Source organism: Rhizobium sp. CRRU65 (assembly GCF_048551595.1).
Taxonomy (GTDB): Bacteria; Pseudomonadota; Alphaproteobacteria; order Rhizobiales; family Rhizobiaceae; genus Rhizobium; species Rhizobium leguminosarum_J.
The window spans coordinates 32,703-57,168 of record NZ_JBLYZH010000020.1; the positions used below are offsets into that span (position 1 = coordinate 32,703).

Below are 24,466 nucleotides of genomic sequence, written 5' to 3' on the forward strand. Positions count from 1 at the left end.
TGAAACTTATTTCGCCAGTCGTCCGTCGACGATGGAATCGGACAGCGGCGCAGGGCGCTCCGTTGCCGTGGTGATCGCGACCGTGCGGCCGGTCGAGGCGGCGGTGTGGAATGCTTCCATGACTTCGAGCACATGCAGCGCCAGATCGCCATTGGCGCGGTGCGGCCGGTTGGAGCGGATCGCATGCGCCATGTCGGCAACGCCGAGCGAGCGATAATTGCCGTCGGCATAAGGCGATGTGACCGGCTGGTCCTCGAACGGACCGCCCTTCTTCAGATATTCCACAGGGCCGCCGAACTTGTTCGGATCGGGAACGATCAGCGTGCCCTCGGTCCCGTAGACTTCCAGCGGCACATGTTTGTGGCCGGCGACATCGAAGCTCATAGCGATCTGCACGACGGCGCCATTGGCAAAGGCCATCATGCCGGTGACATGGGTCGGCACATGCACGGGAATGCGTTCGCCATTGCGCGGTTCGCTGGTGATCAGCCGTTCCGCCCGCGGTGTCGTCGCAAAACCCGCAACTTGTGAAACCGGTCCGAGAAGATTGACGAGATCGGTGATGTAATAGGGACCCATATCGAGCATCGGCCCGCCGCCGACTTCATAATAGAAGGCCGGATTCGGATGCCAGCGCTCATGGCCGGGGCACATGAAGGTCGCCGAGCCGCCGACCGGCTGGCCGATGACGCCTTGGTCGATCAAGGCACGCGCCGTCTGGTGGCCGCCGCCGAGGAAGGTGTCGGGGGCAGCGCCGATGCGCAGATTCCTCGCTTTGGCGGCTTCCGCCAATTTTTTCCCTTCCGCGAAATTAATCCCGAGCGGTTTTTCCGAATAGGTGTGCTTGCCGGCATCGAGCGCCTGCAGCGCCACGGCAACATGGGCCTTCGGGATCGTCAGGTTGACGATGATCTCGACCTTGGGATCGGCGAAAAGCTCCTCGACGGTCTTGACCGGAACATTGAATTCCGCAGCCTTTGCTTCCGCCAGCTCCCGGTTGAGATCGGCGACGCCGCGAATGTCGAGAATGGGAAAGGATGCCATCGCCGTGAGATAGGCGCCCGAAATATTGCCGCATCCGATGATGCCGATACCGACCTTGTCCATGAATTCCTCCATTGATCGTGCCATTGATCTTGATTGTGCCGCCCGTCAGAGCGCCGGCCCTGTCGTGCTCCAGGGCGATTCGTAGAGTTCGTAGAGCGCCACCGCAGCGGCACCCTGCGCCCAGAAATCATCGGTCGAATCGTCGAAGACGAGTTCGCTCACCCCGCGCAGCGACGGCGGAATGGCGAGCGCATAAGCATCGCGCAGGCTGTTGAGAAAGGGTTCTCCGAGCGCCAGGCTCGACCCCACAAGAATGACCCGCGGCGGCGCAAACAGCGTGACGATATTGGCAATGGTCAAACCCACCGCTTCGCCGGCGCGGATGGCGGCACTGATCAGCCGGTCGTCATCGGCCTTGATCAGCGCCTGGGCATGGTTCATGCCGCGCCCGAGGCGGATGGCCTCGGCAAAACGCCCATCAGCCTGTTGTTCTCCGAGGATCGCGCTTTCGCCGGCCTGGCTGAAGAGCCGGACGACGCCATTCGGTCCCATGCCGAGCACGAGATCGCCGAGATTGTGGCTGAGGCCGCCGGCACCACGAAACAGGCTGTTGCCGTGCAGGACGCCGAGCCCTAGCGTCTGTTCCAGCGAAATCAATACCATATCTTCGAGATCACGCGCCTTTCCGAACCAGTGATGGCCAAGCGTAATGGCGTGGGCGTCGCTTTCGACAATGGTCGGCGTTGCCAGCCGCGTCGACATCTCGGCGGCGAAATCGACATTGGTGTCGCGAAAGATCGGACTGCTTCTGATATAGCCGGTACGGTGCTCGATGACGCCGGGAAAGCCGAGGCAGACGCTGTCGACATCCTCCAGTGAAAGCCCGGCATCGACGACGCAGCGCCTGACACCATCCTCGACGAGATCGGCGATGACGCCGATCGGCTGCCGGTCGATGCGGATCGGCAAGGCAAGCTTCGACAGCACGTCGCCGCGGAAATTGGTGACGACGAAAACCATCCTGTTGGCGGCGATCTTGGCGCCGACCACGCGGGCCGCATCGGGATTGAGCTCCAGCATCACCCGCGGCCGTCCGCGCACCGCCTCATTGCGGATATCGCCTTCGTGACGCGGCAGGATCAGCCCGTCGTCGAGCAGCGAGGCGGTGATCGCCGAAACGGTCGTGGTGGAGAGTTCGGTACGCTCGCTGATCTCTATCCGCGAGATCGGACCATGGCGCCTGATGGTATCGAGCACGTTCAAGCGATTGATCGCGCGCATTAATTCGGGATCTGCGGTCTTCATGGGAATTAGCCAGGCGAGCGTTTCGTTGGGGCGGAACCCAAATATTTTTAACGGGTTACGAAATAAATAGCAGGGAATTCAGTGATCCTGTCAAGCGCATTTGATAAAAATAGAGGCATTGGGTTGACAATATGCCAAAGCTCCGTTGAATTAATCCGCATAGGGGAAAAATTGTGAGGATAGCCCCCTGGGAGGAAAATCATGACTTTTAGGTTCAAGAGCGCCGCTCCTAGCGGCAGGCGTATCGCATCCATGGCCGCGGCCGCCGGCATGTTACTGGCTGGGGCAGGTGCTGCCTCGGCGACGACGGTGGTCAAGTGGCTGCATCTCGAGCTCGACCCGAAATATGTCGCGGCCTGGGAAGACATCGTCAAGAAATACGAAGCCCAGCATCCCGACGTCGATATCCAGATGCAGTTTCTCGAAAACGAGGCCTTCAAGGCCAAGCTTCCGACATTGCTGCAATCCGACGACGTGCCGGATTTCTTTTTCAGCTGGGGCGGCGGCGTCTTGAAGCAGCAGTCCGAGACCGGCGCGCTCCAGGATGTGACGCCAGCGCTGGATGCCGATGGCGGCAAACTGCGCGGCGCCTATAGCCCGGCTTCGGTCAGCGGCCTGACATTCGAAGGCAAGACCTGGGCTATTCCCTATAAGGTTGGTCTGGTCAGCTTTTTCTACAACAAGGCGCTGTTTGCCAAGGCCGGCGTGAAGGCCGAGGACATCAAGAACTGGACTGATTTTCTGGGTACCGTGAAGAAGATCAAAGAGGCAGGCATCGTGCCGATCGCCGGCGGCGGCGGTGAGAAATGGCCGATCCACTTCTACTGGAGCTATCTCGTCATGCGCGAAGGCGGACAGAAGGTCTTCGAAGCGGCAAAGACTGGCCAGGGCGAAGGTTTCCTCGATCCTTCGATCATCAAGGCCGGCGACGATCTCGCTGAACTCGGAAAGCTCGAACCGTTCCAGCCCGGCTATCTCGGCTCCACCTGGCCGCAGGCGCTCGGCGTTTTCGGCGACGGCAAGGCGGCGATCATCCTCGGCTTTGAAAATACCGAGGCCAACCAGCGCAAGAATGCCGGCGACGGCAAGGGTCTCGCGCCCGAAAATATCGGCCGCTTCGCCTTCCCGGCCGTCGATGGCGGCGCCGGCAAGCCGACCGATACGCTTGGCGGTCTGAACGGCTGGGCTGTCACCAAGAAGGCATCCAAGGAAGCGCTCGATTTCCTCGCCTTCCTGACGAATGCGGACAATGAGCGCGCGATGGCCAAGGCCGGCATGCTTCTACCTGTCGCCGTCGGCGCCGGTGATGGCGTCACCAACCCGCTGCTTGCCGAATCGGCAAAACAGCTGGCCGGTTCGACCTGGCATCAGAATTATTTCGACCAGGATCTCGGTGCGGCCGTCGGCCGTGTCGTCAACGACGTGTCGGTGGAAATCGTCTCCGGTCAGATGAATTCCAAGGACGGCGCCCAGATGATCCAGGACGCTTTCGAGCTGGAACAATAACCAGCGCCTGCAGACCCTTCCTGGCGCTCCAGAGCAGGAGCGGGAGCGCCAGTATTGCTGCCGACATGCCGAAAGCAGGACCCATGGCCAATATTTCAGTCCCATCGATAACCACGGCCGCCAGGCCGGCAAAAAGAGCCGCAAACAGCAAGAGCTCGGTCGCCCATGACCGGCTGGCGGTGCTGTTGATCTTCCTGCCGCCGGCGCTGCTGCTTTTCACGCTCTTCGTCATCATGCCGATGGGCGAGGCGGCCTGGTACAGCCTCTACAAGTGGAACGGCTACGGCACGCCGACCGAGTTCATCGCGCTGCGCAATTTCCAGGTTCTGTTTCGAAATGCGGCCTTCACGCAGGCGCTGATCAATAACGGCCTGATCATCGTCATCTCGATCTGCATCCAGGTGCCGCTCGCCATCTGGCTGGCCACCATGCTGGCGCACCGCATTCCGGGTGTCGTCGGTTACCGCCTGATCTTCTTCCTGCCCTATGTGCTGGCAGACGTCGCCGCGGGCCTTATCTGGCGCTTCGTCTATGATGGCGATTATGGCCTGTTTGCCGCCGTTTCCAACTTCTTCGGCTTCGCAAACCCTTACGTGCTCGCCGACAAAGACGTGGCGATCTATGCCGTGCTCGGGGTGATCGTCTGGAAATATTTCGGCTTCCACATGATGCTGTTCATCGCCGGCCTGCAATCCGTCGACAAGAGCGTGCTGGAGGCAGCCGAAATCGACGGCGCCACCGGCTGGCAAAAGTTCCGTTACGTGACGCTGCCGCTGCTCGGCTCGACCTTGCGTCTTTCCATCTTCTTTGCCGTCGTCGGCTCGCTGCAGCTGTTCGACATGATCATGCCGCTGACCGGCGGCGGGCCGTCCAACTCCACCCAGACGATGGTCACCTTCCTCTATACCTATGGCGTCATGCGCATGCAGGTCGGCCTCGGCAGCGCCGTCGGCGTCGTGCTCTTCATCATCTGCGTGACGCTCGCCTTCGGTTACAAAAGGATATTCATGCGCCATGACTGATATGAGCTCTTCCATCCGCATGAGCACGTCCACGCGCGTCTATCTCTACGTGTCGCTGAGCCTGATTGCCGCGATCGTGCTCGTGCCGCTGCTGACGACGGCGCTCGGCGGCTTCAAGACGCTGGGCGACCTGCGCACCAATCCCTTCGGCCTGCCGACGGAGTGGCAATGGGCGAACTATACCGATATTCTTTTCGGTGAACGCTACTGGCTGCAGATCGGCAATTCGCTGGTGATCGCGTCGCTCACCGTCCTCCTGACGCTGATCGTCTCGTCCATGGCGGCTTTCGCCTTTGCCCATGTCCGGTTTTTCGGATCGTCGTTCCTGCTCAATTATTTCCTGCTCGGCCTGATGTTTCCGGCGGCAACTGCGATCCTGCCGCTCTTCATCCGCATCCGCGATCTCGGCCTGCTCGATACCTATTGGGGTGTGGTACTGCCGCAGGTGGCTTTCGGTCTCGGCATGAGCATCCTGCTGTTTCGAAACTATTTCCGCAACCTTCCGGAAGAATTGTTTCAGGCGGCTTTCGTCGATGGCTGCGGCTATCTCCGCTTCTTCTGGCATATCTCGCTGCCGCTTTCCCGGCCGATCGTCGCCACCGTCAGTATCATTTCCTTCGTCGGCAGCTGGAACAGCTACATCCTGCCGCTGATCATGCTGAATTCGGAATCGAAATATCCCTGGCCGCTCGGCATCATGGTCTATCGCGGCGAGTACGGCACGGAATGGCAGCTGGTGCTGGCCTTCATCACGCTGACCATCCTTCCCACCATCATCGTCTTTTTCGTCGCCCAGAGACACATCATCGCCGGTCTGACCGCCGGCGCCGTGAAGTCCTGAGCCGAACCATTGGAGGTGCAATCATGGCATCCGTTGAACTCACCGATATCAGTAAGACCTATGGCGCCGTAGACGTCATCCACGGCATTTCGCTTCATATTGAGGATGGGGAATTCGTCGCGCTCGTCGGCCCGTCCGGTTGCGGAAAGTCGACGCTGCTGCGGATGATCGCCGGCCTCGAGGAGATCACCGACGGCGAAATCGCCATCGGCGGCAAGGTCGTCAACAGCATGACCCCGCGCGAACGCAACATCGCCATGGTCTTTCAATCCTATGCGCTTTATCCGCACATGACGGTTGCCGAAAACATGGGCTTCAATCTGAAGCTCGCCGGCGTTGTCAAACCCCAGATCGAGGCCCGGGTGGCGGAGGCCGCCCGCATGCTGGATCTCGCCGAACTCCTCGACCGCAAGCCGGCCCAGCTTTCTGGCGGCCAGCGCCAGCGCGTCGCCATGGGCCGCGCCGTCGTGCGCAATCCGGCCGTCTTCCTGTTCGACGAACCGCTGTCCAACCTCGATGCCAAGCTGCGCGTGCAGATGCGCTCGGAAATCAAGACGCTGCACCAGAAGGTCAGGACGACCTCGATCTATGTCACCCATGACCAGATCGAGGCGATGACGCTTGCCGACCGTATCGTCGTGCTCAATCAGGGCAGGGTGGAGCAGCAGGGGACGCCGCTCGAACTCTACAGGAAACCCGCCAATCTCTTCGTCGCCGCCTTCATCGGATCGCCGGCAATGAACATGCTCGAAGGCACGGTCGACGGAGAAAATGGTGGGCCTGCGGCTCGTCTCAGCGACGGTACGGCGATCCGCATCGCGCCCGACCGCAAGGTCAAGGCCGGTCAGGCCGTCACCATCGGCCTGCGCCCCGAACATCTCGTTCCCGGCATATCAGGCGGCACGCCGCTCGCCGGCCGGACGATGCTGGTGGAACCGACAGGCGCCCAGACCCATGTCGTCTTTGACCTCGCCGGACAGCAGGTAACCGCCATCGTCGACGGCGAATACCCCGCCCGTTACGGCGCCGTCTTCGAGGCAAGCATCACCAGCGATCAGGTTCACGTCTTCGATCGCGGCACCGGCGTGGCGCTCTAGGCGCGGTTTACTCTGGTTCGCGAGAATGGCTGCCCCGAGCCGCCGGATAATGTCTCAGTTTGAATTTTAGATTACCGCGCCAGGCGGTGGCAGGACGTTCGCCCACTTCTCCGCGATATCAGAACATGCGGCCTTCATTTCGTTGAAGCGGTATATGGAATTGGTCGGGGCAACGATGGCCGCGCCTGAAACTGCGCAGAGAATTTTGCACAACTTTTGCTCAGATTTTGCTTCTTCGATAAAAGGGCTTTCCGAGAAGTAGCCGAACATGAAAGCCGATTGCCATTGTGCTACATCCTGCGAAACAGGAGCGCCCTTGGCGTATCGGTACATAATCGCGCCAATCTTCTGGGTGTTGACCTTTGTCAGGCGGTAGGTGAGCAGGCTAGGCGTGAACCTGACCTTTGTGCCGTTGTACTCTGGATTGCCGATGTTTTGTGGAGCCATCAGCTCAAAGCCTCCAAACTCGAACATCGCGCCAACGGCTGAAAATGCCTCGATGAAGTCCGCATTGTAGCCGTACAGTTGCTTATAGAAGTCATCATCCGCCAGCATATTCCGGACATCTTCGGCCTTGCCCGATAGATCGCCAGGAAGGGAATTCCCGTCCAATAGGTGATCTGATATCGTTTTGCGAGCGATCTGGTGCTGAAAGGTTCGGGCAAGCGATTTGTATTTTGATTTCTGGACGATTCCTCACCTGACTTGATGTGAAGCAGCCATGTAATCAGCGAGGTACTGTACAGGAATTTCAGGATTCGGAGCTATGCGATGCGTCTTTTTTTCCATTGGACCCTCGGTGAATGGTCATGAATTACTACAGCGCTGCTATCGACAATGATCTAAGTCTAAAGTTATCCCCGTTAACCGACGATCAGGCAAGAATGGCAGGCCAGACCTTTGAGGAAGCTGGTGGATACTTCCTGTATAAAACAAGAAAGTCCGACCCGAATTGCATTGAAGTTCTTGCTCAGGTTCATTCGGACGACGCGGCATTTCAGTTGAGTCGCCTCTTAGGATTGGACTGACTATTTTTGAGGGAGCGCGCGAACCAGACTTCTGCGCGTGCATTTATGCTTAGCGTCAAGCATAATTTCAGTCTTCATTTTTCAGTCGTGCTATTTCCTCTTCGAGAAAAAGCTCGCCCTGAACGGGTGGGAATGCATTTTTGAAAATCATCTCGAAGAACTTCCACTGCCCCCTTGGTGAAGCTCTTAATAAGGTTGTAACCGAGGCAATTTGCCTATCAAGGTGCGTTTCCCCAAGATCCTCTGTAAGAAGCTGAAAATGTTTCTTTTTCCGGCGGCCGGTAGCAGGGTCTATTGGGTTCCGTTGTCTCAGTTCATCAGGAACTCCGGGGGGCAACGTGTCATAAACAAGCTTGTTTGTAAGCTTCCCAACATATGCGGTTCTAGCGCTAGATGCGGCATCAAAAGGCCAGTCCATAACCCTATATATCTGCTCGTAGAAAGAAACAGGGAATTTTGTAGAGTATTTTCGAAACTCCGGGCGAACATAGGCTGAAAGGATCTTCTGTAGAGCATCATGCGCACGGCGCTTTTGATATCCAGTTGCTTCGTCAATCAAAGCATCAATAGCTGTGTCCGCTAATGCATTGAGAAATATTTGGGATTTTTCGGCAATTTTTACTTGAGACGGCCCAAGAACTCCAGCGGCGTGAGCACGGACCCAAACGCTTAAAAGTCGCCTTAAAACAGTTCCGGGGATACCTTCCGCGATAGCAGAGTTTCCCTCTCCGCGGTATCGTACTGGATTGCGCAAAAGGGATACGAGGACGTCGTCTTCCATAATGTACGGGCGCAGATTTTTCTGCGCCAAGTACAGTGGAAAATGCAACCCATCATCCGGTGTACGCCGTGTCGAAAGACCACCGCTCCGGTACATACCCATTACGCGCATGAACTCAGTTCCAGAGATCACACGAATTTCGCCGTCTAACACCGCACATCGGAATTTCAGGCCAGATAGGTCAACTGTGCCTTCGCCAAGGGCGTGATGAACATGATCGGTGGAAACCGCCCACCTTTTCTGCGCAGCAGCGCGAGCTATCTCACTCCGTTTTTCTGGGCTGGTCTTTTCTGCTCTAGCTGTGCCGCCCTTGCTTTGCTTGCTCGTGACCATTGCCTGCTCCGAATCTGGTTGCTAGCAAGCATAATCACATATCCGCGCTACAAGCAAGCATCACTCTTAATGCTTGCTTGCGCCCCATCGTTCGTTAGCGGCCTTCCGGGCTATCTCAGCACGACGTTCCGCAGTCATATTCTCGGCGCGCGTCTTGGACCCATATGTATGAACTAGGCATGCGGAAAAGGATTGTATGAATGACGTTGGAAGAATTTGTAGCAGTCATCAAGAACGAGGGCGGGAAAATTGCGACGGAAGAAGAGCTGACCGCTTTCGAGAAAAAGCTTGGCTTGTCGCTACCCCAGGAACTGAGACAGTTCTTGAAGCTTTCCGGCGGCGGCCTGATTTTTGAACCGCCAGTTGTCTATCTCGACGCGAAGGATAGAGACCTTCGCCTTAGGCACATGAGTGACTTGACGGAGATCGATAAGGAATTCACCACGCCGAGTGCCTACCCGCTTCCCAGGGAACTTTTGCGGATCGGTAATGACGCTGGCGGCAACTCAATCATGGTCTGCCTGCGCGAGGACCGGTTCGGCCAAGTCTTCATGCTCGATCACGAGATGGTCGCCTATGAAGGCGAACCCGAACCTCTAGAGGAGGCCGAGGAGTATGGTCTGGTGACCTGCTATTCTCCGAGCTTCGAGCAGTTCCTCGCCGATCTTCGGATCGAGGAAGACTGAAAGCGGATCCACCCCAACAGTCTCTGCCAGCTTCGGCCACCGCTTAACCGGCGGTTGAAGCGGAAGTTACGGGCAGACGATCGAGAAGGCGTGATCGGGTCCATTCTTCTGGGCTGGTAAACCATGCCACCAACACCAGAATTGGATCCGCTCTGGGAGGCTGGACGATCAAAAGACCAAAACCTAAAGAGATTAAGCCCAAACCCGCCTCTTGAAGGAGGAGAAAAAATGAAACGCATCGAGATGGAGGTGAGCGGCGGCTGCCAGTGCGGTGCCGTGCGTTACCGCGCAACCGCTATGTTTGACAATTCGCATCTCTGCCATTGCCGCATGTGTCAGAAAGCCTCGGGCAACATCTTTGCCGCGCTCGTCGCCGCGCCCGATGATGCGCTCAGCTGGACACGCGGCAAGCCGAGCGTCTGGAAGAGCTCGGAGCTTGTCGAGCGCGGCTTCTGCGCCAATTGCGGCACGCCATTGTTCTTCCACCACGTTGAAAACGGTCGCACCAACCTGATGATCGGTTCGCTTGACGATCCGCACGCCTTCTCGCCGCTTGCCAATACCTGCACCGAGAACATGGTGGCATGGTTCGATACGATCACGGGCATAGAAGATACCGGTGCGACTGAAGACAACGGCGCCGACTGGGCGGCGGCGATCAAGGAGAGCAACAACCAGCACCCCGATCACGACACCGCCTCATGGGCGGTGAGGGGGCGTGATGGCTGAGTCCTATCCGGTGCTGCGCTGTCCGAGGCCATGGCGTGTGGGCAGTGGCGGGGGCTTTGCTCTGCGACCGGGATCGTTGCACATCGATGCTACCGACCACCGCTAGGCGGGCGATAGCATCGGTTGACGAGGGCTACTTTGCTCCTGCGGCCGCTTCTATGACCGCAGCCACTTCCTCGGCGTGCGAGGCCAGCGAGGCGTGGCTACCCTCGACCGTCGTCATTTTGGCCTTCATCCGTTCGGCAAAGAAAGCCTGTGCGTGGGGATCAAGGACGAGGTCCTTGGAGCTCAGGACGTACCAGCTTGGCTTGTCGTGCCATGCCGCGACCTCAGCAGGTGCATCGAAGGCAGTGTGGTTGATCGGCATCTGGTGCGCTGCCAGATGTTCACCGATCTTCTTGGGCAGGTCGCCCGCCACTGCACTGGGGAATACTGCAGGATCGATGGTCAAGTAACCCTTTGCGTCGGGCCGAATGGCCGCCGCTCCGGGAGTTGCCGGACCGCTGGCTGCCAATGCTGTGATGGTTTCACCTTTCTCGGGCGCAAAGGCCGAGACATAGACGAGTGACGCCACCTTGGCGTTGTCGCCCGCCTCGCCGATCACCACGCCACCCCAGGAATGCCCCACCAGGACAACCGGGCCATTTTGCGCATCCAGCACCGCATTGGTGGCAGCGACGTCGTCAGCAAGCGAGGTCAATGGGTTCTTTACCGCAGTCACCTTGTAGCCCTTGGCGGTCAGGATTGCAGCGACGCCGTCCCAACTGCTTTCGTCGACGAAGGCGCCGTGGACAAGAACGATATTCTTAATTGTTTGATCCGGGAGAGCCGGCTGGGCCCTTGCGGGTGCAGCACCAAGCATGGCGGTCGTCAGCATCAGGGCGGACATAAGAAGAGATTTCATTTGGAGCTCCTGTAGGGCGCATCAACGCGATTGCTTAATTCGGATAATCTGCAATGCTGTCGGCTACACGACGGCAGGAAGACCAGGATGGCCTTGCCTTCGCGCAAACACTTGAACTGCCAGATAATTCCTCTTTGAAGACAAAGCCAAACTAGGGCTTACCGAGATGGATCACCATGACCCGAGCCCCGCAATGCATGCTCCATCGTCCAAAAATGCGATCATGCTCGCCTCTCGGGTGGATCTGCTCTCCCAGATTTTGGCCATGGTCAGCCTGCATGGCGAAATCGTCTTTACCGTCGAGCTCAGCCAACCATGGGCGCTACGCTTTCATCCAGGAGCGGCTTATTTCTTCATCGTGCTCGAAGGGGGCCTGACGGTTGTGAACGATCACGGCCATGCCTTGCAGGTGGCAACTGGCGATCTGATCATGCTGCCGCGGGGCCTTGGACACGGCTTGAGCGATGGCGAGTGTGAAACTGAGGCTGACTTGGCAGCCCTGATGGCGGCGCAGGTTACCGCCGAAAAACTCAATGTCTCCCACGGCGGAGGCGGCCAGCAGACCAAGCTTATCGCTGGAGCTTTTCGGTTCGAAAGCGCTTCTGTGCCCTGGCTCGTATCGGCACTGCCGTCGGTCATTCACATTCCAAAAGCCAGCGGCGAGACCGCCGGATGGGCCGAGGGCCTTGGCTACTTCATGATGAAGGAAGCCCAGGAGGTGTACCCCGGCGCGTCCATCATGATTTCACGGCTGATCGACGTGCTGGTGATCAGTATCCTGCGGAGCTGGGTGCGGATCGAGCGGGGCGGCAATGTCGGCTGGCTTGGAGCGCTCGGGGATGCGCGCATCAGCCGCGCGCTCAAGGCCATCCACGACGAACCTTATCGGCGCTGGACCGTGCTCGATCTGGCTCGGGTGGCGGGCCTGTCTCGGTCCGGCTTCGCGGCGCGATTTACAGCATTGGTGAAAGAAGCGCCACTTTCCTACCACAGCCGCTGGCGGCTGACGCTCGCCTTGGGCTTGATGCGCCAGCCTGATGCCAAGGTTGGGTTGGTCGCCAGGCAAGTGGGCTATGATTCCGAAGCAGCCTTCAGCCGAGCCTTCAAGGCGCAATTTGGTTTTGCGCCGATGAATGCCAAATCGACAACTATTCAGGATCGATGATGGTGTAGATCCGGTGCAATGCATGAGCTCGCCCCGATAACAGACGCGCCGCTTCCGGCTCCGCAGCGGTCGTCTCTCCAAGCCGAGCCGATGTCCGTTGCAGGTGCGAACCGGACAGCCGCCGGGCCACCCCGACGGCCGACTGCCGCGCTGTCTTATTCCGCCGCGATCCGTGTGACGCCGTTGGCCTGGACGATCTTTTCCAGCAGCGCGAGCTCTTCCTGGGAAAGATCCGTCAGAGGCGGGCGCACGGGGCCTGGGTTCTGCCCGAGGACGCGAAGGCCGGCCTTGATGATCGAGACGGCATATCCCTTCTTGCGGTTGCGCAAGGCGACGAAGGGGAAGAAGAAGCTCTTCAGGATCTCGTCGACCGTTGCCTGATCGCCGGTGCGCAAGGCGCCGTAAAAGCGCTGCGCAAGCGCAGGCACGAAGTTGAACACGGCCGATGAATAGGTCGTCACGCCTGCGGCGAAATAGGCCTGGGCATAAACCTCGTGGGTCGGCATGCCGCCGACATAGACGAGACGGTCGCCAAGCAGGGTGGTGATCTCGATCACCTTGTCGACATCGCCGACGCCGTCCTTGAAGCCGATCAGGTTCGGGCATTCCTCCGCCAGGCGCGCGATGCTGTCGGCGGTCAGGACGGCGTTGTCGCGGTTATAGACGATGACGCCGATGCCGACCGATTGGCAGACCGCCTTGACGTGGGCGATGAGACCCGCCTGTTCGGCAAACATCAGATAGGGCGGCAGCAGCAGCAGTCCGTCGGCGCCGGCCTTCTCGGCCGCGACTGCGATCTCGATTGCGAGCGACGTGCCGTAGCCGGTTCCCGAAATGATCGGCGTCTTGCCGGCCGACGCTTTGGCGGCCCGGATCACCTGCGGAATCTCGGCCGGATTAAGCGAGAAGAATTCACCAGTGCCGCCGGCGGCAAACAGTGCAGCGGCGTCATAACCTGCAAGCCACTCGACATGGCGGCGGTACTTCGCTTCGTCAAATTTCAGTTGATCGTCGAAGTGCGTAACCGGAAACGACAGGAGACCACTACCGACGGCCTTCTTCAATTCAATCGGGTTCATCATGAAGTCCTATTTCTTACGTGTTGAAAACCGGGTCACTCGCTGTCGAGCACTTGCAGAAGTGCGGCGATATAGCCGTAGCAGAAGGCAAATGCGGTGGCGGTTGGATCCTTGCCGCTGACGGTCGGCACATGGTCGGGCATCAGCATGTATTTGAAGCCCACCTCCTTGTAGATCCTGGCGGAGCGGACCATGTCCATGTCGCCTTCTTCAGGGAAGGTCTCCATGAAGGACAGCTTGCCGCCGCGAATATTGCGGAAGTGAACATTGAAGATCTTACCGCGCTGGCCGAACCAGCGGATGACATCGTCGATTTCCTTGCCGGGATTTTCCAGCATCTCGCCGATCGAACCCTGGCAGAAATTGAGGCCGTGATAGGGGTTTTCGCGCATTAGCACGAATTTTTTCAGGCCTTCCACCGTGCCGAGCACCCGCGTGACACCGCGATAGCCCGGCGGCGTATAGGGATCGTGCGGATGGCAGGCGAGCCGGACGCGGTTGCTTGCAGCGACAGGAACGACGCGTTCCAGGAAATAGTCGATCCGTTCCCAGTTTTCGTCTTCGGAAAGCACACCGGCAAGGCCGGGCTCGGCCTGCTGATCCGTCTTGTCCCAGCGGAAGCTCGCATTCAGAGATCCGCCGCGCCCCGGCTCATCCGGCGTACGGGGAATGCCGATCAGGTTGAGATTGTACTTCACCGCAGGAATGCCGGCGGCGGCGGTATTCTCGATCAGCTTGCAGACAGCGTCGATCTGTCTGTCGCGATCGGGGCCGGCAAGCAGAATATCAGGATAGGAAGCCTTCTCGATCGGCTGCGAGGGCAGCGGCAACTGGATCATGTCGAGGATCAGGCCGAAGCTTTCGACCTTGTCGCGATGGCGCTCGAGATCGGAGAGCGTCCAGCTGCTCGGCTTCCCCGGTGGGTCGGCATTGATATGCTTCACGCCCAGTTGCGCGAAGATACGATAATCGTCGTCGTCCCGCGCGGCGACCTGTGTTCCCAGATACATATTTGAGTCTCTTTCAAAATTATCCAATGTCATATGACATAATATGAATTTTGAAGAGTGTCGAGCCCTATTGCTGCTCCGCGAGCATGCGATAACGGCGTTGGCTGGCCAGCATATGCGCCCGCATTGCCTGTCTCGCCCGCTCCGGATCCTGGTCGGCGATCGCTGACAGGATCTCGACATGTTCGGCATAGACCTTCTGAAGATAGTCGCGGTCATTGGCCTCGGGAAGCGTCGGAAATTGGCCGCGGGGAATGGCTTTTGGGCCGAATTGGCGCAAGACGGCAACATAGAATCGGTTGTTCGTGGCGGCGGCGATTGCCATGTGGAAGGCATAATCCGCCTCCACCGTCTGCTGTCCCGTCTCGATCAGGTTCGCCATCCTGCGGTTGGCTTCGCGGATCGCCGCTTCCTGCTCGGCGGTGCGGCGATAGGCGGCGATCGCCGCCGCTTCACCCTCGGCGGCCATGCGAAACTCCAGCAATTCCAGGGTTTCCGGAATGCTCTTGATTTCCACTGGTGTTAAGGAAAGCATCGAATGCGCCTTCGGATCCGCGACGAAGACGCCTTTGCCCTGGATCGGCTTGACGAAGCCAGCCGACCTCAGATCGGCTATCGCCTCGCGCACCACGGTGCGGCTGACGCCGAATGTCGCTTCGAGCTGCGGCTCGGTCGGCAGCTGGTCGCCGACGCGCAGCTTCCCCGTTTCGATTTGCGCCCGCAGCTGATCGATAACCTGTTGCGCCAGTCTTTGCCGGCCCCGGCTGAGTGTCGTCATTTCGGCTCCCCCAATCCCTTCGCATCAAGTCTCTGTCGCCCGGGACTTGTCAATCTTATCGGACTTCGTTAAATCATAATACGACATACGGACGACATAATATGTTTCCTATAGTAATCCAGGGAGGAGTGACAATGAAGCATTTTTCTAAGAGCTTGTTCGTCGGTGCCGTCATCGGCGCCCTGACGATATCGGCAGCGCAGCTGCAGGCCGCCACGCCGCAGGACCAGCTGGTGATTGGCACTTCGCTGGCGCAGGTTTTGTCGCTCGATCCGCAGCAGGCGACCGAAGGCAAGGCGGTCGAAATCATGTCGAATCTGTACGATCGGCTGGTTTCCAGCACGGCTGATGGCAAGATCCTTCCGCAACTGGCGGAAAGCTGGAAGATTGACGACAAGGGCATCACCTTTACGCTGCGCAAGGCCAATTTCGCCTCCGGTAACCCGGTCACCTCGAAGGATGTCGTCTATTCACTGGCGCGGCTCCTGAAAATGGACCAGGCCGCCGCCGCTAACCTCAAGCGCGTCGGCTACGACAAGGACAATGTCGAAAAGCTCGTCAAGGCCGTCGACGATCAGACGGTGCGGATCGATCTCTCCGACCAGGTGACGGCAGAGCTTCTGCTCTATCGGCTGACAACGACGACGACCAGCGTGGTCGACAGCGTCGAAGTCGAGAGCCACGCCGTCGATAACGACTACGGAAACGCGTGGATGCGAACGCATTCTGCCGGCTCCGGTCCGTTTACCCTCAATCGCTGGTCTCCGAACGAACTGGTGATCCTCGACGCCAACAAGGACTATATGGCAGGCACGCCGAAGATGCGTCGCGTCATCGTCCGGCATGTGCCTGAAAGCCAGGTCGAGCGGCTGATGCTTGAACGCGGCGATATCGATATTGCCAGCGCCTTGACCGCATCGGATCTCGCGACGTTCCAGACCAAGAAAGGCTTTGCCATCCAGCGTATTCCGACGGGCGGTTTCTACGTGCTGTCGATGAATGCCGGCAACAAATACCTCGCCAATCCGAAGGTTCGCGAAGCCATCGCCTATGGCATCGACTACAAGGGCATCGAAAAGACGATCATGGGCCCTTACGGCCGGGCGAGAAACGTTCCCGTTCCGGAGAATTTCGAATATGCCATCCCGAACCCCGATTGGCATCTCGACGTCGAAAAGTCGAAACAGCTGCTGAGCGAGGCAGGCTTCAAGGACGGCTTTTCGCTGACGCTGAAGACCATCGCGCAAACGCCGCGCATCGATCTGGCCACCGCCATCCAGGCATCGCTTGCCCAGATCGGCATCAAGATCGACATCCAGCAGGGCAACGGCTCGGAAATCATCGCCGCCCATCGCGCCAGGGATTTCGATCTGCTGATCCCGCAGACCAGCGCCTATATGCCGAACGTCCTCGGCTCGATGGAGCAGTTTTCCTCCAATCCCGACAACTCGAAGGAAGCCAACAATGCCGGCAACTTCGTCTGGCGTTCGGCCTGGGACATTCCGGAACTCACGGCGCTGACGGCGAAAGCATCGATGGAGCCGGACGCCAAGAAGCGTGGCGAACTCTATGTTCAGATGCAGAAGATGTTCGTCGAACAGAAGCCGGCGGTGCTTCCGCTCTTCGAGCGCTTTGAGCCGATCGTCCTCAACAGCAAGGTCGAGGGATATGTGGGGCATCCGTCTCAGCTGACGCGTCTCGAGAACGTCACCAAGGTCGAAACCCAGTAATACTCCCAGGACAGCCGATCATGAAGGAACTCTCCGTAGCCGAATTTGGCCGACGCCTGGCGCATTTGCTGGTCAGCCTGTTCATCCTCTTATGTGTGACCTTCGTGATCGGCCGTATCCTGCCCACCGATCCGGTCGGCGCGATTGTCGGCGAGCTCGCCGATCCCGCCGCCTATGCGGCGATGCGGGCGCGTCTCGGGCTCGATCTGCCGATCTACCAGCAGTTTTTCCTCTATCTGAACGGGCTGGCCCACGGTGATTTCGGCACCGCCGTCCTCACCGGCAATCCCGTCTCTTCGGATCTCGCTCAAGCCTTTCCCGCGACATTCGAACTGGCGACGCTAGCGGTGATCATTTCGACCTTCGTCGGTGTCCCGCTCGGGCTGGTCGCAGCACTGTTTCGAGATAGCTTCATCGACAAGACGGCGCGCGTGGTCGCGCTCGTCGGTCATTCGATCCCGGTTTTCTGGTTCGGCATCGTCGGGCTCGTCATCTTCTATGCCGGCCTCAACTGGGTCGGCGGGCCGGGCAGGATCGATGTGTTTTACGAGGGTCTCGTCACGCCGCGCACCGGGCTGTTGTTGATCGACAGCCTGCTGCAGGGCGAGACGGAAATCTTCTGGAATGCACTCGGCCATATCATTCTTCCGGCTGTCATTCTCGCCTACGCGGCGATGGCCTACATCACCCGCATGACACGCAGCTTCACCCTGGAGCAGTTGAGCCAGGATTATGTCATCGCGGCCCGAGCCAAGGGTGTGAGTCCGCTCGGCACGATCTGGCACCACGTCCTGCCGAACATTGCGGTGCAGCTGATCACCATCCTGGCCATTTCCTATGGCGGTCTGCTCGAAGGCGCTGTCGTGACCGAGATCGTTTTCTCCTGGCCGGGCATTGGCCAGTACATGACCAACGCGCTGATGATCGGCGACATGAACGCCATCGTCGCCGGCACCATCATTGTGGGATTCATTTTCATGTTGTTGAACTTCCTGGCCGACGTCGCTTACGCCGTCTTTGATCCGCGCATGCGGGAGGCGGCCCGATGAGCGATGTCATCCGCAGCGAAATAGAGATCCGCCCTCCAAGTGTGTCGACCCGTATCGCGGCGTCGTTTGCGCGCGCCGGCCGCAAATTGGCCCACGAGCCGCTTGGTCTTGCCGGTTTCGTCATCCTTGGTCTGCTTTGTTTGATCGCGATCTTCGCGCCGCTCCTGGCACCCTACGATCCGGTCATACAGTCGCTTGGCGATGCCTTGCAGCCGCCGAGCCTCGCGCACCTGGCAGGCACGGACGAATTCGGCCGGGACATCTTGAGCCGCCTCATCTTCGGCACGCGCATCACCATCCAGACCGTGCTGTCGATCTCCTTGATCGTCGGCCCGATTGGCCTGTTGATCGGCGTCGTCGCCGGTTTCTTCGGAGGGCGCACCGATGCGCTGCTGATGCGCGCCACCGATATCGTTCTGTCTTTCCCGTCGCTGATCCTGGCTTTGGCTTTTGCTGCGGCACTCGGCGCCGGCTTGACCACGGCAATCATCGCGATCTCGTTGACAGCGTGGCCGCCGATTGCGAGACTCGCGCGCGCCGAGGCCCTTGTCGTCAGAAACGCCGACTATGTGGTCGCCGCCCGCCTTTATGGCGCCTCGCCGATGCGCATTCTTCTCCTCTATATCGCGCCGATGTGCGTTCCCTCCGTCATCGTTCGGCTGACGCTCAACATGGCGGGCATCATTCTGACGGCAGCTTCGCTTGGCTTCCTCGGGCTTGGCGCCCAGCCGCCGGCGCCGGAATGGGGCGCGATGATCTCCAGCGGCCGCAAGTTCATGCTCGATTATTGGTGGGTCGCCGTGATGCCGGGTATCGCCATCCTCCTCACCAGCCTTGCCTTCAACATCGCCGGAGATGCTCTGCGCGACCTTTTGGATCCCCGCCATGCAAGATCGTAGTCTGCAGCCCGTTCTTTCCGTCGAAGGATTGACCGTCCGTTTCGGCCGAGGCGCCGTACCCGCCGTCTCCAATGTCAGTTTCGACGTCGGGCGCGAACGCGTCGGGATTGTCGGCGAATCCGGTTCCGGCAAATCGACGACAGGTCGCGCGATCATGCGCCTTTTGCCGCCGGCCGCGGTGGTCTCGGCTGAACGCATGGATCTTAGCGGCGATCCGTTGCTTTCAAAGAGTGAGCGTCAGATGGGCGCGCTGCGCGGCAAGGACATCGCGCTGATCATGCAGGATCCGCGCTATTCGCTGAATCCGGTGCTTTCGATCGGTAAGCAGATCGCCGAAGCCGCCCGCCTTCACCTCGGTCTTCATAAGAAGCAGGCGCATGAGGCTGCCCGCGCCATGCTGGAGCGCGTGCGCATCAGCGATCCGGAGCGGGTCATGGCGCTTTATCCGCACCAGATATCGGGCGGCATGGGCCAGCGCGTGATGATCGCCATGATGCTGCTGGCGCGGCCGAAGCTTGTCATCGCCGACGAGCCGACCTCGGCGCTTGATGTCAGCGTCCGCAAGGACGTGCTGCTGCTGCTCGATGAACTGGTGCGCGAGAATAATTCCGGACTGCTGTTGATCAGCCACGACATTCGCATGGTGGCAGCTTTTTGCGAGCGCATCATCGTCATGTATGCCGGCCGGATCGTGGAAACGCTGACCCGTCTCGAGGAGGCGCGCCATCCCTATACCCGCGGGCTGATCGCTGCGCTGCCCGACCCGAGGAATCCGGTTCGCCGGCTTGCAGTCCTCGACAGGACGAAACTCGATCTGGAGACGGCGCAATGATCAATGTGCGTGACCTCGATGTCGTCTTTGCCTCTGGCAAGACTAGCAACCATGTCGTCAGGGGCATCAGTTTTCAGGTCAACCAGGGGGAGACCCTTGGCATTGTCGGTGAATCCGGATGCGGCAAATCGACGGTGCTGCGTTGCCTCGCCGGCATGGAGGCCGGTTGGACCGGTCACATCGAACTTGGCGGCAAACCGATCGGCAAGAAGCGCTCCCGCGAGGAGCTGAAATTTGCCCAGATGGTGTTTCAGGACCCTTACGGATCCCTGCATCCGCGCCATCGTATCGGCACTGCCCTGGCGGAACCGCTGCGCGCGATGGGCCATTCCGATATCTGGTCGAAGGTCGAAAGGGCTTTGATCCAGGTCGGTTTGCCGGCGAGCTTCGCAAACCGTTTTCCGCACGAACTTTCCGGCGGCCAGAGGCAGAGGGTGGCAATCGCCCGGGCCTTGATCCTGTCGCCGCCCATCCTGTTGCTCGACGAGCCGACATCGGCGCTCGACGTCTCGGTCCAGGCCGAAATCCTCAACCTGCTGGCCGATCAGCGCGAGGAAAAGGGCCTGACCTATCTGCTTGTCAGCCACGACCTCGCAGTCATCGCCCATATGTGCGACCGGGTGCTGATCATGAAGAACGGTTGCTTCGTCGACGAGCTCACAAAAGCGGATCTGCAAGCCGGCACCACGCATGATGCCTATGCGCGAGAACTGTTTGAGGCGAGTTTTATCGAGGCTTGATATCCTCGATCGCGGTGTGGATTCAGCGGCCCGCCGATGCGGCAGGGATGCGGACAGCCGCAACGCTGCCCCTTTCGACAAGATGGCAGGCAAGCTCGACCCGCCGCCGTGGGGCAGCAAGGCCGAGCATCATGTCGCGCAAAAGATCGAGCGCGGTGGCACCGAGTTCGCGCATCGGAATATGCACCGTCGAAAGCGGCGGATTGAGAAAGGCCGACTGCGGCAGGTCGTCTATGCCCATCACCGAGATGTCCTGCGGCACGGCATAACCCATCGCCTGCAATCCGCGCACCGCGCCATTGGCAAGACTGTCGCCCGCCGTCAGGATGGCGGTGAAGGTGAGGCCTTTCTCGCGGACAAGACGGGTGACGGCCTCGGCGCCGAGTTCCGGCAGCCAGTCATCGACCTCGAGCACCAGATCGGCATCGGCCGTCAGCCCGTGGTGCTGCAGGGCATCGCGCCAACCCTCGAGGCGCCGCTCGATGGTCCGCCGACCCGGCCTCAGCATGAACAGGATGCGTTCATGTCCGGCCTTGATCAGCCGCTCGGCGGCGATGAAGGCGGCCGAGCGGTTGCAGGGTGTCACACTCGAAAGCCGCATATAGGGATCGTCGCTGTTGACCAGCACGACGGGCTTTCCGAGATCAGCGGCCGCTGCCAGCATCTCCTCTTCATCAACGGTCATGATCAGCATGCCGCCGAAGCTCGGATCGTCACGCATCTCGGCGACGACGCGGGCTTCATCCCCCTTGTCGGCGATGGGGCGCATCGCCAGTTCGATGCCGAGGGCGGTTGCACGCGCATTCAATCCTTCGAGCACATAGAGCGTGAACTGGTTGCGGACATAGTCGATCATCGCCGCGCCGGAGGCGACGAGCATGACCTTCTTGCCGGCAACGCTTGCCGGCAGGGCGTAGCTGACCGCACTCGCCGTTTCCAGCACCAGCTTGCGGATCTCCGGCCTGACGCCCTTTTCGCCGGCCAGCGCACGCGACACCGTGCTGATCGAGACGCCGCATCTGGCGGCAATGTCGTCGAGGCGCGTGCGCCTGCCTTTTTTCTCTTCCGCCGCCATGTCGTCTCCTCGCTCCCAACTATTATGCAAAAATCTTTCAGATTGCGCAAATGGAATGCCTATGCACAATTGTTGCTGAGGAGTCCGCGGCAGCGGCAGAGCAGGGAGGCTTTGAAATGTGGCTAGACGGCCAGTCGATGCGTCGGCGTTTTACCCGGCGTCTCAAGGATCGAGCATGATGCCGAAAAGTGTGAGCGGTTTTCGGACGACATCATGCTCTAGCTGTTCTAGGGCGGGCTGAAGCATGACCGCCGAGCAGCAATCTCATCTCCGCCGTGCAACGGTGAAGGATAGCCCGATCGTCTACTGGCAGCTCGCCGACCTGTGGCAGGAGCGCTATGACGTCGCCGACCGTCCGATGGACGGCAGCATGGATCCCTTCTTCTTCGTCACCAAGACGAAGAACTTCATTCCGCATGAATATCCCTGCCGCACCGAATTCAAAAAATCCTTCTCCGGCCGGCGGCCGCAACCGGCTGCCGAATTCGAGGCTGTCCGCTGGTGGCTTCCCTTTGCTTCCCCGCGTGTCGATCTCTCCGGCTTCTGGTTCCGCCCGACACGCATCGGCTGCTGGGCGCGCACCTTCCTCGATATCCAGTCTGCTGGGGCCGCGACGCTCCGCCTGTCGACCTGCGGTGGCGCGATCCTCTTCGTCAATGGCCGCGAGCAGGGCTTCATGGCGCCTTACCAGCGCAATCTCGAAGCCGAGCAGCTGTTCGAGGTCGAGCTGGCCGCTGGCCTCAACGAGATCCGCGTCTATTTCGACGATCTCGCCGAGCGCGACGCCCGTTTCTATTTCCAACTGGATTATGTCGAAGGACCGGAAGTTGAAACCGCCGTGCCCGTTCCCACCGCCGCCGGCGATGCGGATGCGCTGGAGGTCATCCTCGAAGGCATGCGCTTCGACCGCACTGCCTATCTCGGCGAAGATGTGACGATCCTCTTCCCCGTGCCGCTGCCGGTGGCGCTGAGCTGCCATGTCGAGATCGAAGGCGACTTCATGTCGATCGAGCGCTTCGACTATGATTTCGAGCTGGAAGCGGGAGCGACCAAGCTGGAACTCGGAACTTCGGCGGATATGCCCGCCGATTTCCGCCATTTCCGCATCACCTTCAAAACAGGCGAGCTTTCGCTCGGTCGCACGCTCGGCGTCGAGATCTGTCATCCCCAGCGCCAGGGGGATGCCCCCGCCATGCTGGAGGACCGCGTCGCCGAGGCGCTGGCCGAGGTCGCTGCCCATTCCGAGCCCGACACGGTCTGCGCTTTCGCGCGTCTTGCGCTGGGGCAGGGCGGCGAGGAAACCGAGGCGATGATTTCGGCCATGCTGCCTGTTATCGAGGATTGCCACGACTGCGCCGATTTCGTGCTGGTGCCGCTGCTCTTTGCCTATACGCGCTGGAGCGATCTGCTGTCACCTGCGCTGCGCGACAGGATCGAACACGCCGTCCTCAATTACCGCTACTGGATGGATGAGCCCGGCAACGACGTTCAATGGTATTTTTCGGAAAACCACGCGCTTCTCTTCCATACCGCCGCCTATCTCGGCGGCAGGCTTTTCCCCGATGCTGTCTTCGTCCGTTCCGGCCGCACCGGCGCGGAGCAGATGCAGGTCGGCGAAGAGCGCGTCCGCGCCTGGCTCGATCATTTCGAGCGCTGGGAAATGGCCGAGTGGAATTCCGTTCCCTATTTCCCGATCGATCTCAAGGGGCTGACGGCGCTGGCCGCCTGCGCGCCGGATGAGACGATCCGCAACCGGGCGAGTGCCAGCATCGTCCGCCTGATGGAGATCGTCGCCCGCTCGGCCCATCACGGCATGCTGACCGGCAGCCAGGGCCGCTCCTACGAACATACGCTGCGCCCCGGCCGCTCGGTCGAACTCTCTGCCATTGCCCGGCTGCTCTGGGGCCGAGGCTGGTACGGCCGGCGTGTCCACGCTTTGCCGCAGCTTGCCGTCTGCATCCGCGACCACGGCCTGTGTTTTCCAGAAGCGCTTGCGGCGATTGCGGCGCACCAGTCCGACGACGCGCAGGAATGGACCTTTTCACAGGGCGAGAACCGTTTCGCCGCCCTCTACCACTATAAGACCCGTGACACCGCGCTCGGTACCATCGCCCATTATCGTCCCGGCGCCTGGGGCTACCAGGAGACGGTGCTGCATCTGCGCTTGGGCGACCGGCCGGAAGCGCAGATCTGGATCAATCATCCCGGCGAAACCATCCAGTTCGGGTATGGCCGGCCGAGCTTCTGGGGCGGCTGCGGAACGCTGCCGCGCGTGCATCAGTATCGCGATCTGGCGATCCTCGATTTCGACATCCATGAGGGCCAGCCGGATTTCACCCATGCCTGGTTCCCGCTCGAGGCCTTCGACGACACGGTGGTCGACGGCAATCTGGCGCTCGCCCGTTCCGGCAACGGTATTGTGATGCTGATCGGCAACGGCGCGCTGGAGCCGGTGAAGCAAGGGCCGACAACGGATATCGAGCTGCGGCTGGCCGGCCGCAAGGGCCGCTGGATCGTCCGTCTCTCCGATGTCGGGCGCGAGGGTAGCCTTGACGGCATGCAGGCGCGTTTCGCCACGCTTTCGGCCCGCCGCGACGAAGAGGGCGCATTGATCGTTATCGATCCGGATTATGGCCGGGTCGTCTTCGAAGAAGACGGCACCGTGCGCGCCGAAGGCCGTATTCTTCGCCCGACGGACTGGTCGGTGCGGGGAGACGCGGTACATCTGAAGATACCGGGCAGGCAGCCTCGGCGCGCGGCCTCGTAGACGACGTGTCTGGCAGGTGGAGGACCGGCCGGACGCAGGAATTGATCGATCAGAGGAGGAAAA

General features: G+C 60.0%; 23 protein-coding genes. 14 read left to right on the forward strand and 9 right to left on the reverse strand.

Annotation, left to right across the window (positions count from 1 at the left end):
* Window positions 1-6: 6 nt before the first annotated feature.
* Together ACM5SV_RS30990 and ACM5SV_RS30995 are read right to left on the reverse strand one after the other, a co-directional pair.
* Window positions 7-1,107: a Gfo/Idh/MocA family protein gene (locus tag ACM5SV_RS30990; RefSeq protein ID WP_222017554.1), complete on the reverse strand. Its 1,101-nt coding sequence runs from the start codon at window positions 1,105-1,107 to the stop codon at window positions 7-9.
* Window positions 1,108-1,152: 45 nt separating this feature from the next.
* The gene (locus tag ACM5SV_RS30995) at window positions 1,153-2,352 is read right to left on the reverse strand and encodes an ROK family transcriptional regulator (protein WP_003539497.1); all 1,200 of its coding nucleotides are present in this window, start codon (window positions 2,350-2,352) and stop codon (window positions 1,153-1,155) included.
* Window positions 2,353-2,553: 201 nt separating this feature from the next.
* Between ACM5SV_RS30995 and ACM5SV_RS31000 the strand changes: the two genes are divergently transcribed.
* The 4 genes from ACM5SV_RS31000 (at window position 2,554) to ACM5SV_RS31015 (ending at window position 6,818) form a co-directional block, all read left to right on the forward strand.
* Window positions 2,554-3,858: an ABC transporter substrate-binding protein gene (locus ACM5SV_RS31000; protein WP_222017555.1), complete on the forward strand. Its 1,305-nt coding sequence runs from the start codon at window positions 2,554-2,556 to the stop codon at window positions 3,856-3,858.
* Window positions 3,859-3,941: 83 nt separating this feature from the next.
* Window positions 3,942-4,880 (forward strand): carbohydrate ABC transporter permease, encoded by a 939-nt coding sequence (locus tag ACM5SV_RS31005; RefSeq protein ID WP_018069623.1) that lies wholly within the window; start codon window positions 3,942-3,944, stop codon window positions 4,878-4,880.
* Window positions 4,873-5,721: a carbohydrate ABC transporter permease gene (locus ACM5SV_RS31010; protein ID WP_003539503.1), complete on the forward strand. Its 849-nt coding sequence runs from the start codon at window positions 4,873-4,875 to the stop codon at window positions 5,719-5,721. Before ACM5SV_RS31005 ends, ACM5SV_RS31010 begins: the two co-directional genes overlap by 8 nt.
* A 23-nt stretch (window positions 5,722-5,744) precedes the next feature.
* Complete coding sequence (locus tag ACM5SV_RS31015) at window positions 5,745-6,818, forward strand: ABC transporter ATP-binding protein (protein ID WP_222017557.1); 1,074 nt, start codon at window positions 5,745-5,747, stop codon at window positions 6,816-6,818.
* Between the two features lie 66 nt (window positions 6,819-6,884).
* Here the strand turns inward: ACM5SV_RS31015 and ACM5SV_RS31020 are convergent, their stop codons facing one another.
* Entirely contained in the window at window positions 6,885-7,430 is a 546-nt protein-coding gene (locus ACM5SV_RS31020) for a hypothetical protein (RefSeq protein ID WP_419425472.1), read from the reverse strand.
* Between the two features lie 197 nt (window positions 7,431-7,627).
* On the opposite strand from ACM5SV_RS31020, the gene ACM5SV_RS31025 reads away from it, so the two are divergent.
* Window positions 7,628-7,846, forward strand: coding sequence for a hypothetical protein (locus ACM5SV_RS31025; RefSeq protein WP_222017561.1), 219 nt, complete (start codon window positions 7,628-7,630; stop codon window positions 7,844-7,846).
* Between the two features lie 67 nt (window positions 7,847-7,913).
* Here the strand turns inward: ACM5SV_RS31025 and ACM5SV_RS31030 are convergent, their stop codons facing one another.
* The gene (locus ACM5SV_RS31030) at window positions 7,914-8,960 is read right to left on the reverse strand and encodes a P63C domain-containing protein (protein ID WP_222017562.1); all 1,047 of its coding nucleotides are present in this window, start codon (window positions 8,958-8,960) and stop codon (window positions 7,914-7,916) included.
* A 200-nt stretch (window positions 8,961-9,160) separates the two neighbouring features.
* Between ACM5SV_RS31030 and ACM5SV_RS31035 the strand changes: the two genes are divergently transcribed.
* On the forward strand, window positions 9,161-9,646 hold the full coding sequence (locus ACM5SV_RS31035) for an SMI1/KNR4 family protein (RefSeq protein WP_222017564.1): 486 nt from the start codon (window positions 9,161-9,163) through the stop codon (window positions 9,644-9,646).
* A gap of 228 nt (window positions 9,647-9,874) precedes the next feature.
* On the forward strand, window positions 9,875-10,375 hold the full coding sequence (locus ACM5SV_RS31040) for a GFA family protein (protein WP_222017566.1): 501 nt from the start codon (window positions 9,875-9,877) through the stop codon (window positions 10,373-10,375).
* A 133-nt stretch (window positions 10,376-10,508) separates the two neighbouring features.
* Here the strand turns inward: ACM5SV_RS31040 and ACM5SV_RS31045 are convergent, their stop codons facing one another.
* The gene (locus tag ACM5SV_RS31045; protein ID WP_222017568.1) at window positions 10,509-11,279 is read right to left on the reverse strand and encodes an alpha/beta fold hydrolase; all 771 of its coding nucleotides are present in this window, start codon (window positions 11,277-11,279) and stop codon (window positions 10,509-10,511) included.
* Between the two features lie 166 nt (window positions 11,280-11,445).
* On the opposite strand from ACM5SV_RS31045, the gene ACM5SV_RS31050 reads away from it, so the two are divergent.
* Entirely contained in the window at window positions 11,446-12,444 is a 999-nt protein-coding gene (locus ACM5SV_RS31050; RefSeq protein WP_260690411.1) for an AraC family transcriptional regulator, read from the forward strand.
* 155 nt (window positions 12,445-12,599) lie between these two features.
* On the opposite strand, the gene kdgD is transcribed toward ACM5SV_RS31050, so the two are convergent.
* The 3 genes from kdgD to ACM5SV_RS31065 all read right to left on the reverse strand — a co-directional run bounded on the left by kdgD (window position 12,600) and on the right by ACM5SV_RS31065 (window position 15,311).
* Complete coding sequence (gene kdgD / locus ACM5SV_RS31055; protein ID WP_221971062.1) at window positions 12,600-13,526, reverse strand: 5-dehydro-4-deoxyglucarate dehydratase; 927 nt, start codon at window positions 13,524-13,526, stop codon at window positions 12,600-12,602.
* A gap of 32 nt (window positions 13,527-13,558) precedes the next feature.
* A complete protein-coding gene (locus ACM5SV_RS31060) occupies window positions 13,559-14,533 on the reverse strand; it encodes a mannonate dehydratase (RefSeq protein WP_012757396.1) in 975 nt (324 codons plus the stop codon).
* Between the two features lie 67 nt (window positions 14,534-14,600).
* Window positions 14,601-15,311: a FadR/GntR family transcriptional regulator gene (locus ACM5SV_RS31065; protein WP_018069616.1), complete on the reverse strand. Its 711-nt coding sequence runs from the start codon at window positions 15,309-15,311 to the stop codon at window positions 14,601-14,603.
* Window positions 15,312-15,445: 134 nt separating this feature from the next.
* On the opposite strand from ACM5SV_RS31065, the gene ACM5SV_RS31070 reads away from it, so the two are divergent.
* The 5 genes from ACM5SV_RS31070 to ACM5SV_RS31090 are packed head-to-tail and all read left to right on the forward strand — an operon-like array spanning window position 15,446 to window position 20,561.
* The gene (locus ACM5SV_RS31070; protein ID WP_018069615.1) at window positions 15,446-17,041 is read left to right on the forward strand and encodes an ABC transporter substrate-binding protein; all 1,596 of its coding nucleotides are present in this window, start codon (window positions 15,446-15,448) and stop codon (window positions 17,039-17,041) included.
* A 20-nt stretch (window positions 17,042-17,061) separates the two neighbouring features.
* The gene (locus ACM5SV_RS31075; protein WP_003559265.1) at window positions 17,062-18,090 is read left to right on the forward strand and encodes an ABC transporter permease; all 1,029 of its coding nucleotides are present in this window, start codon (window positions 17,062-17,064) and stop codon (window positions 18,088-18,090) included.
* On the forward strand, window positions 18,087-18,989 hold the full coding sequence (locus tag ACM5SV_RS31080) for an ABC transporter permease (protein WP_003539529.1): 903 nt from the start codon (window positions 18,087-18,089) through the stop codon (window positions 18,987-18,989). Before ACM5SV_RS31075 ends, ACM5SV_RS31080 begins: the two co-directional genes overlap by 4 nt.
* Window positions 18,976-19,821: an ABC transporter ATP-binding protein gene (locus ACM5SV_RS31085; RefSeq protein ID WP_113545106.1), complete on the forward strand. Its 846-nt coding sequence runs from the start codon at window positions 18,976-18,978 to the stop codon at window positions 19,819-19,821. The genes ACM5SV_RS31080 and ACM5SV_RS31085 overlap by 14 nt, the downstream gene beginning before the upstream one ends.
* A complete protein-coding gene (locus ACM5SV_RS31090) occupies window positions 19,818-20,561 on the forward strand; it encodes an ABC transporter ATP-binding protein (RefSeq protein ID WP_012757399.1) in 744 nt (247 codons plus the stop codon). Before ACM5SV_RS31085 ends, ACM5SV_RS31090 begins: the two co-directional genes overlap by 4 nt.
* Before the next feature lie 22 nt (window positions 20,562-20,583).
* On the opposite strand, the gene ACM5SV_RS31095 is transcribed toward ACM5SV_RS31090, so the two are convergent.
* Window positions 20,584-21,636 carry a LacI family DNA-binding transcriptional regulator gene (locus tag ACM5SV_RS31095; protein ID WP_221971060.1) on the reverse strand — a complete coding sequence of 351 codons (1,053 nt, stop codon included), beginning with the start codon at window positions 21,634-21,636 and terminating at the stop codon, window positions 20,584-20,586.
* 244 nt (window positions 21,637-21,880) lie between these two features.
* Between ACM5SV_RS31095 and ACM5SV_RS31100 the strand changes: the two genes are divergently transcribed.
* A complete protein-coding gene (locus tag ACM5SV_RS31100) occupies window positions 21,881-24,403 on the forward strand; it encodes a hypothetical protein (protein WP_222017570.1) in 2,523 nt (840 codons plus the stop codon).
* Window positions 24,404-24,466 lie beyond the last annotated feature (63 nt).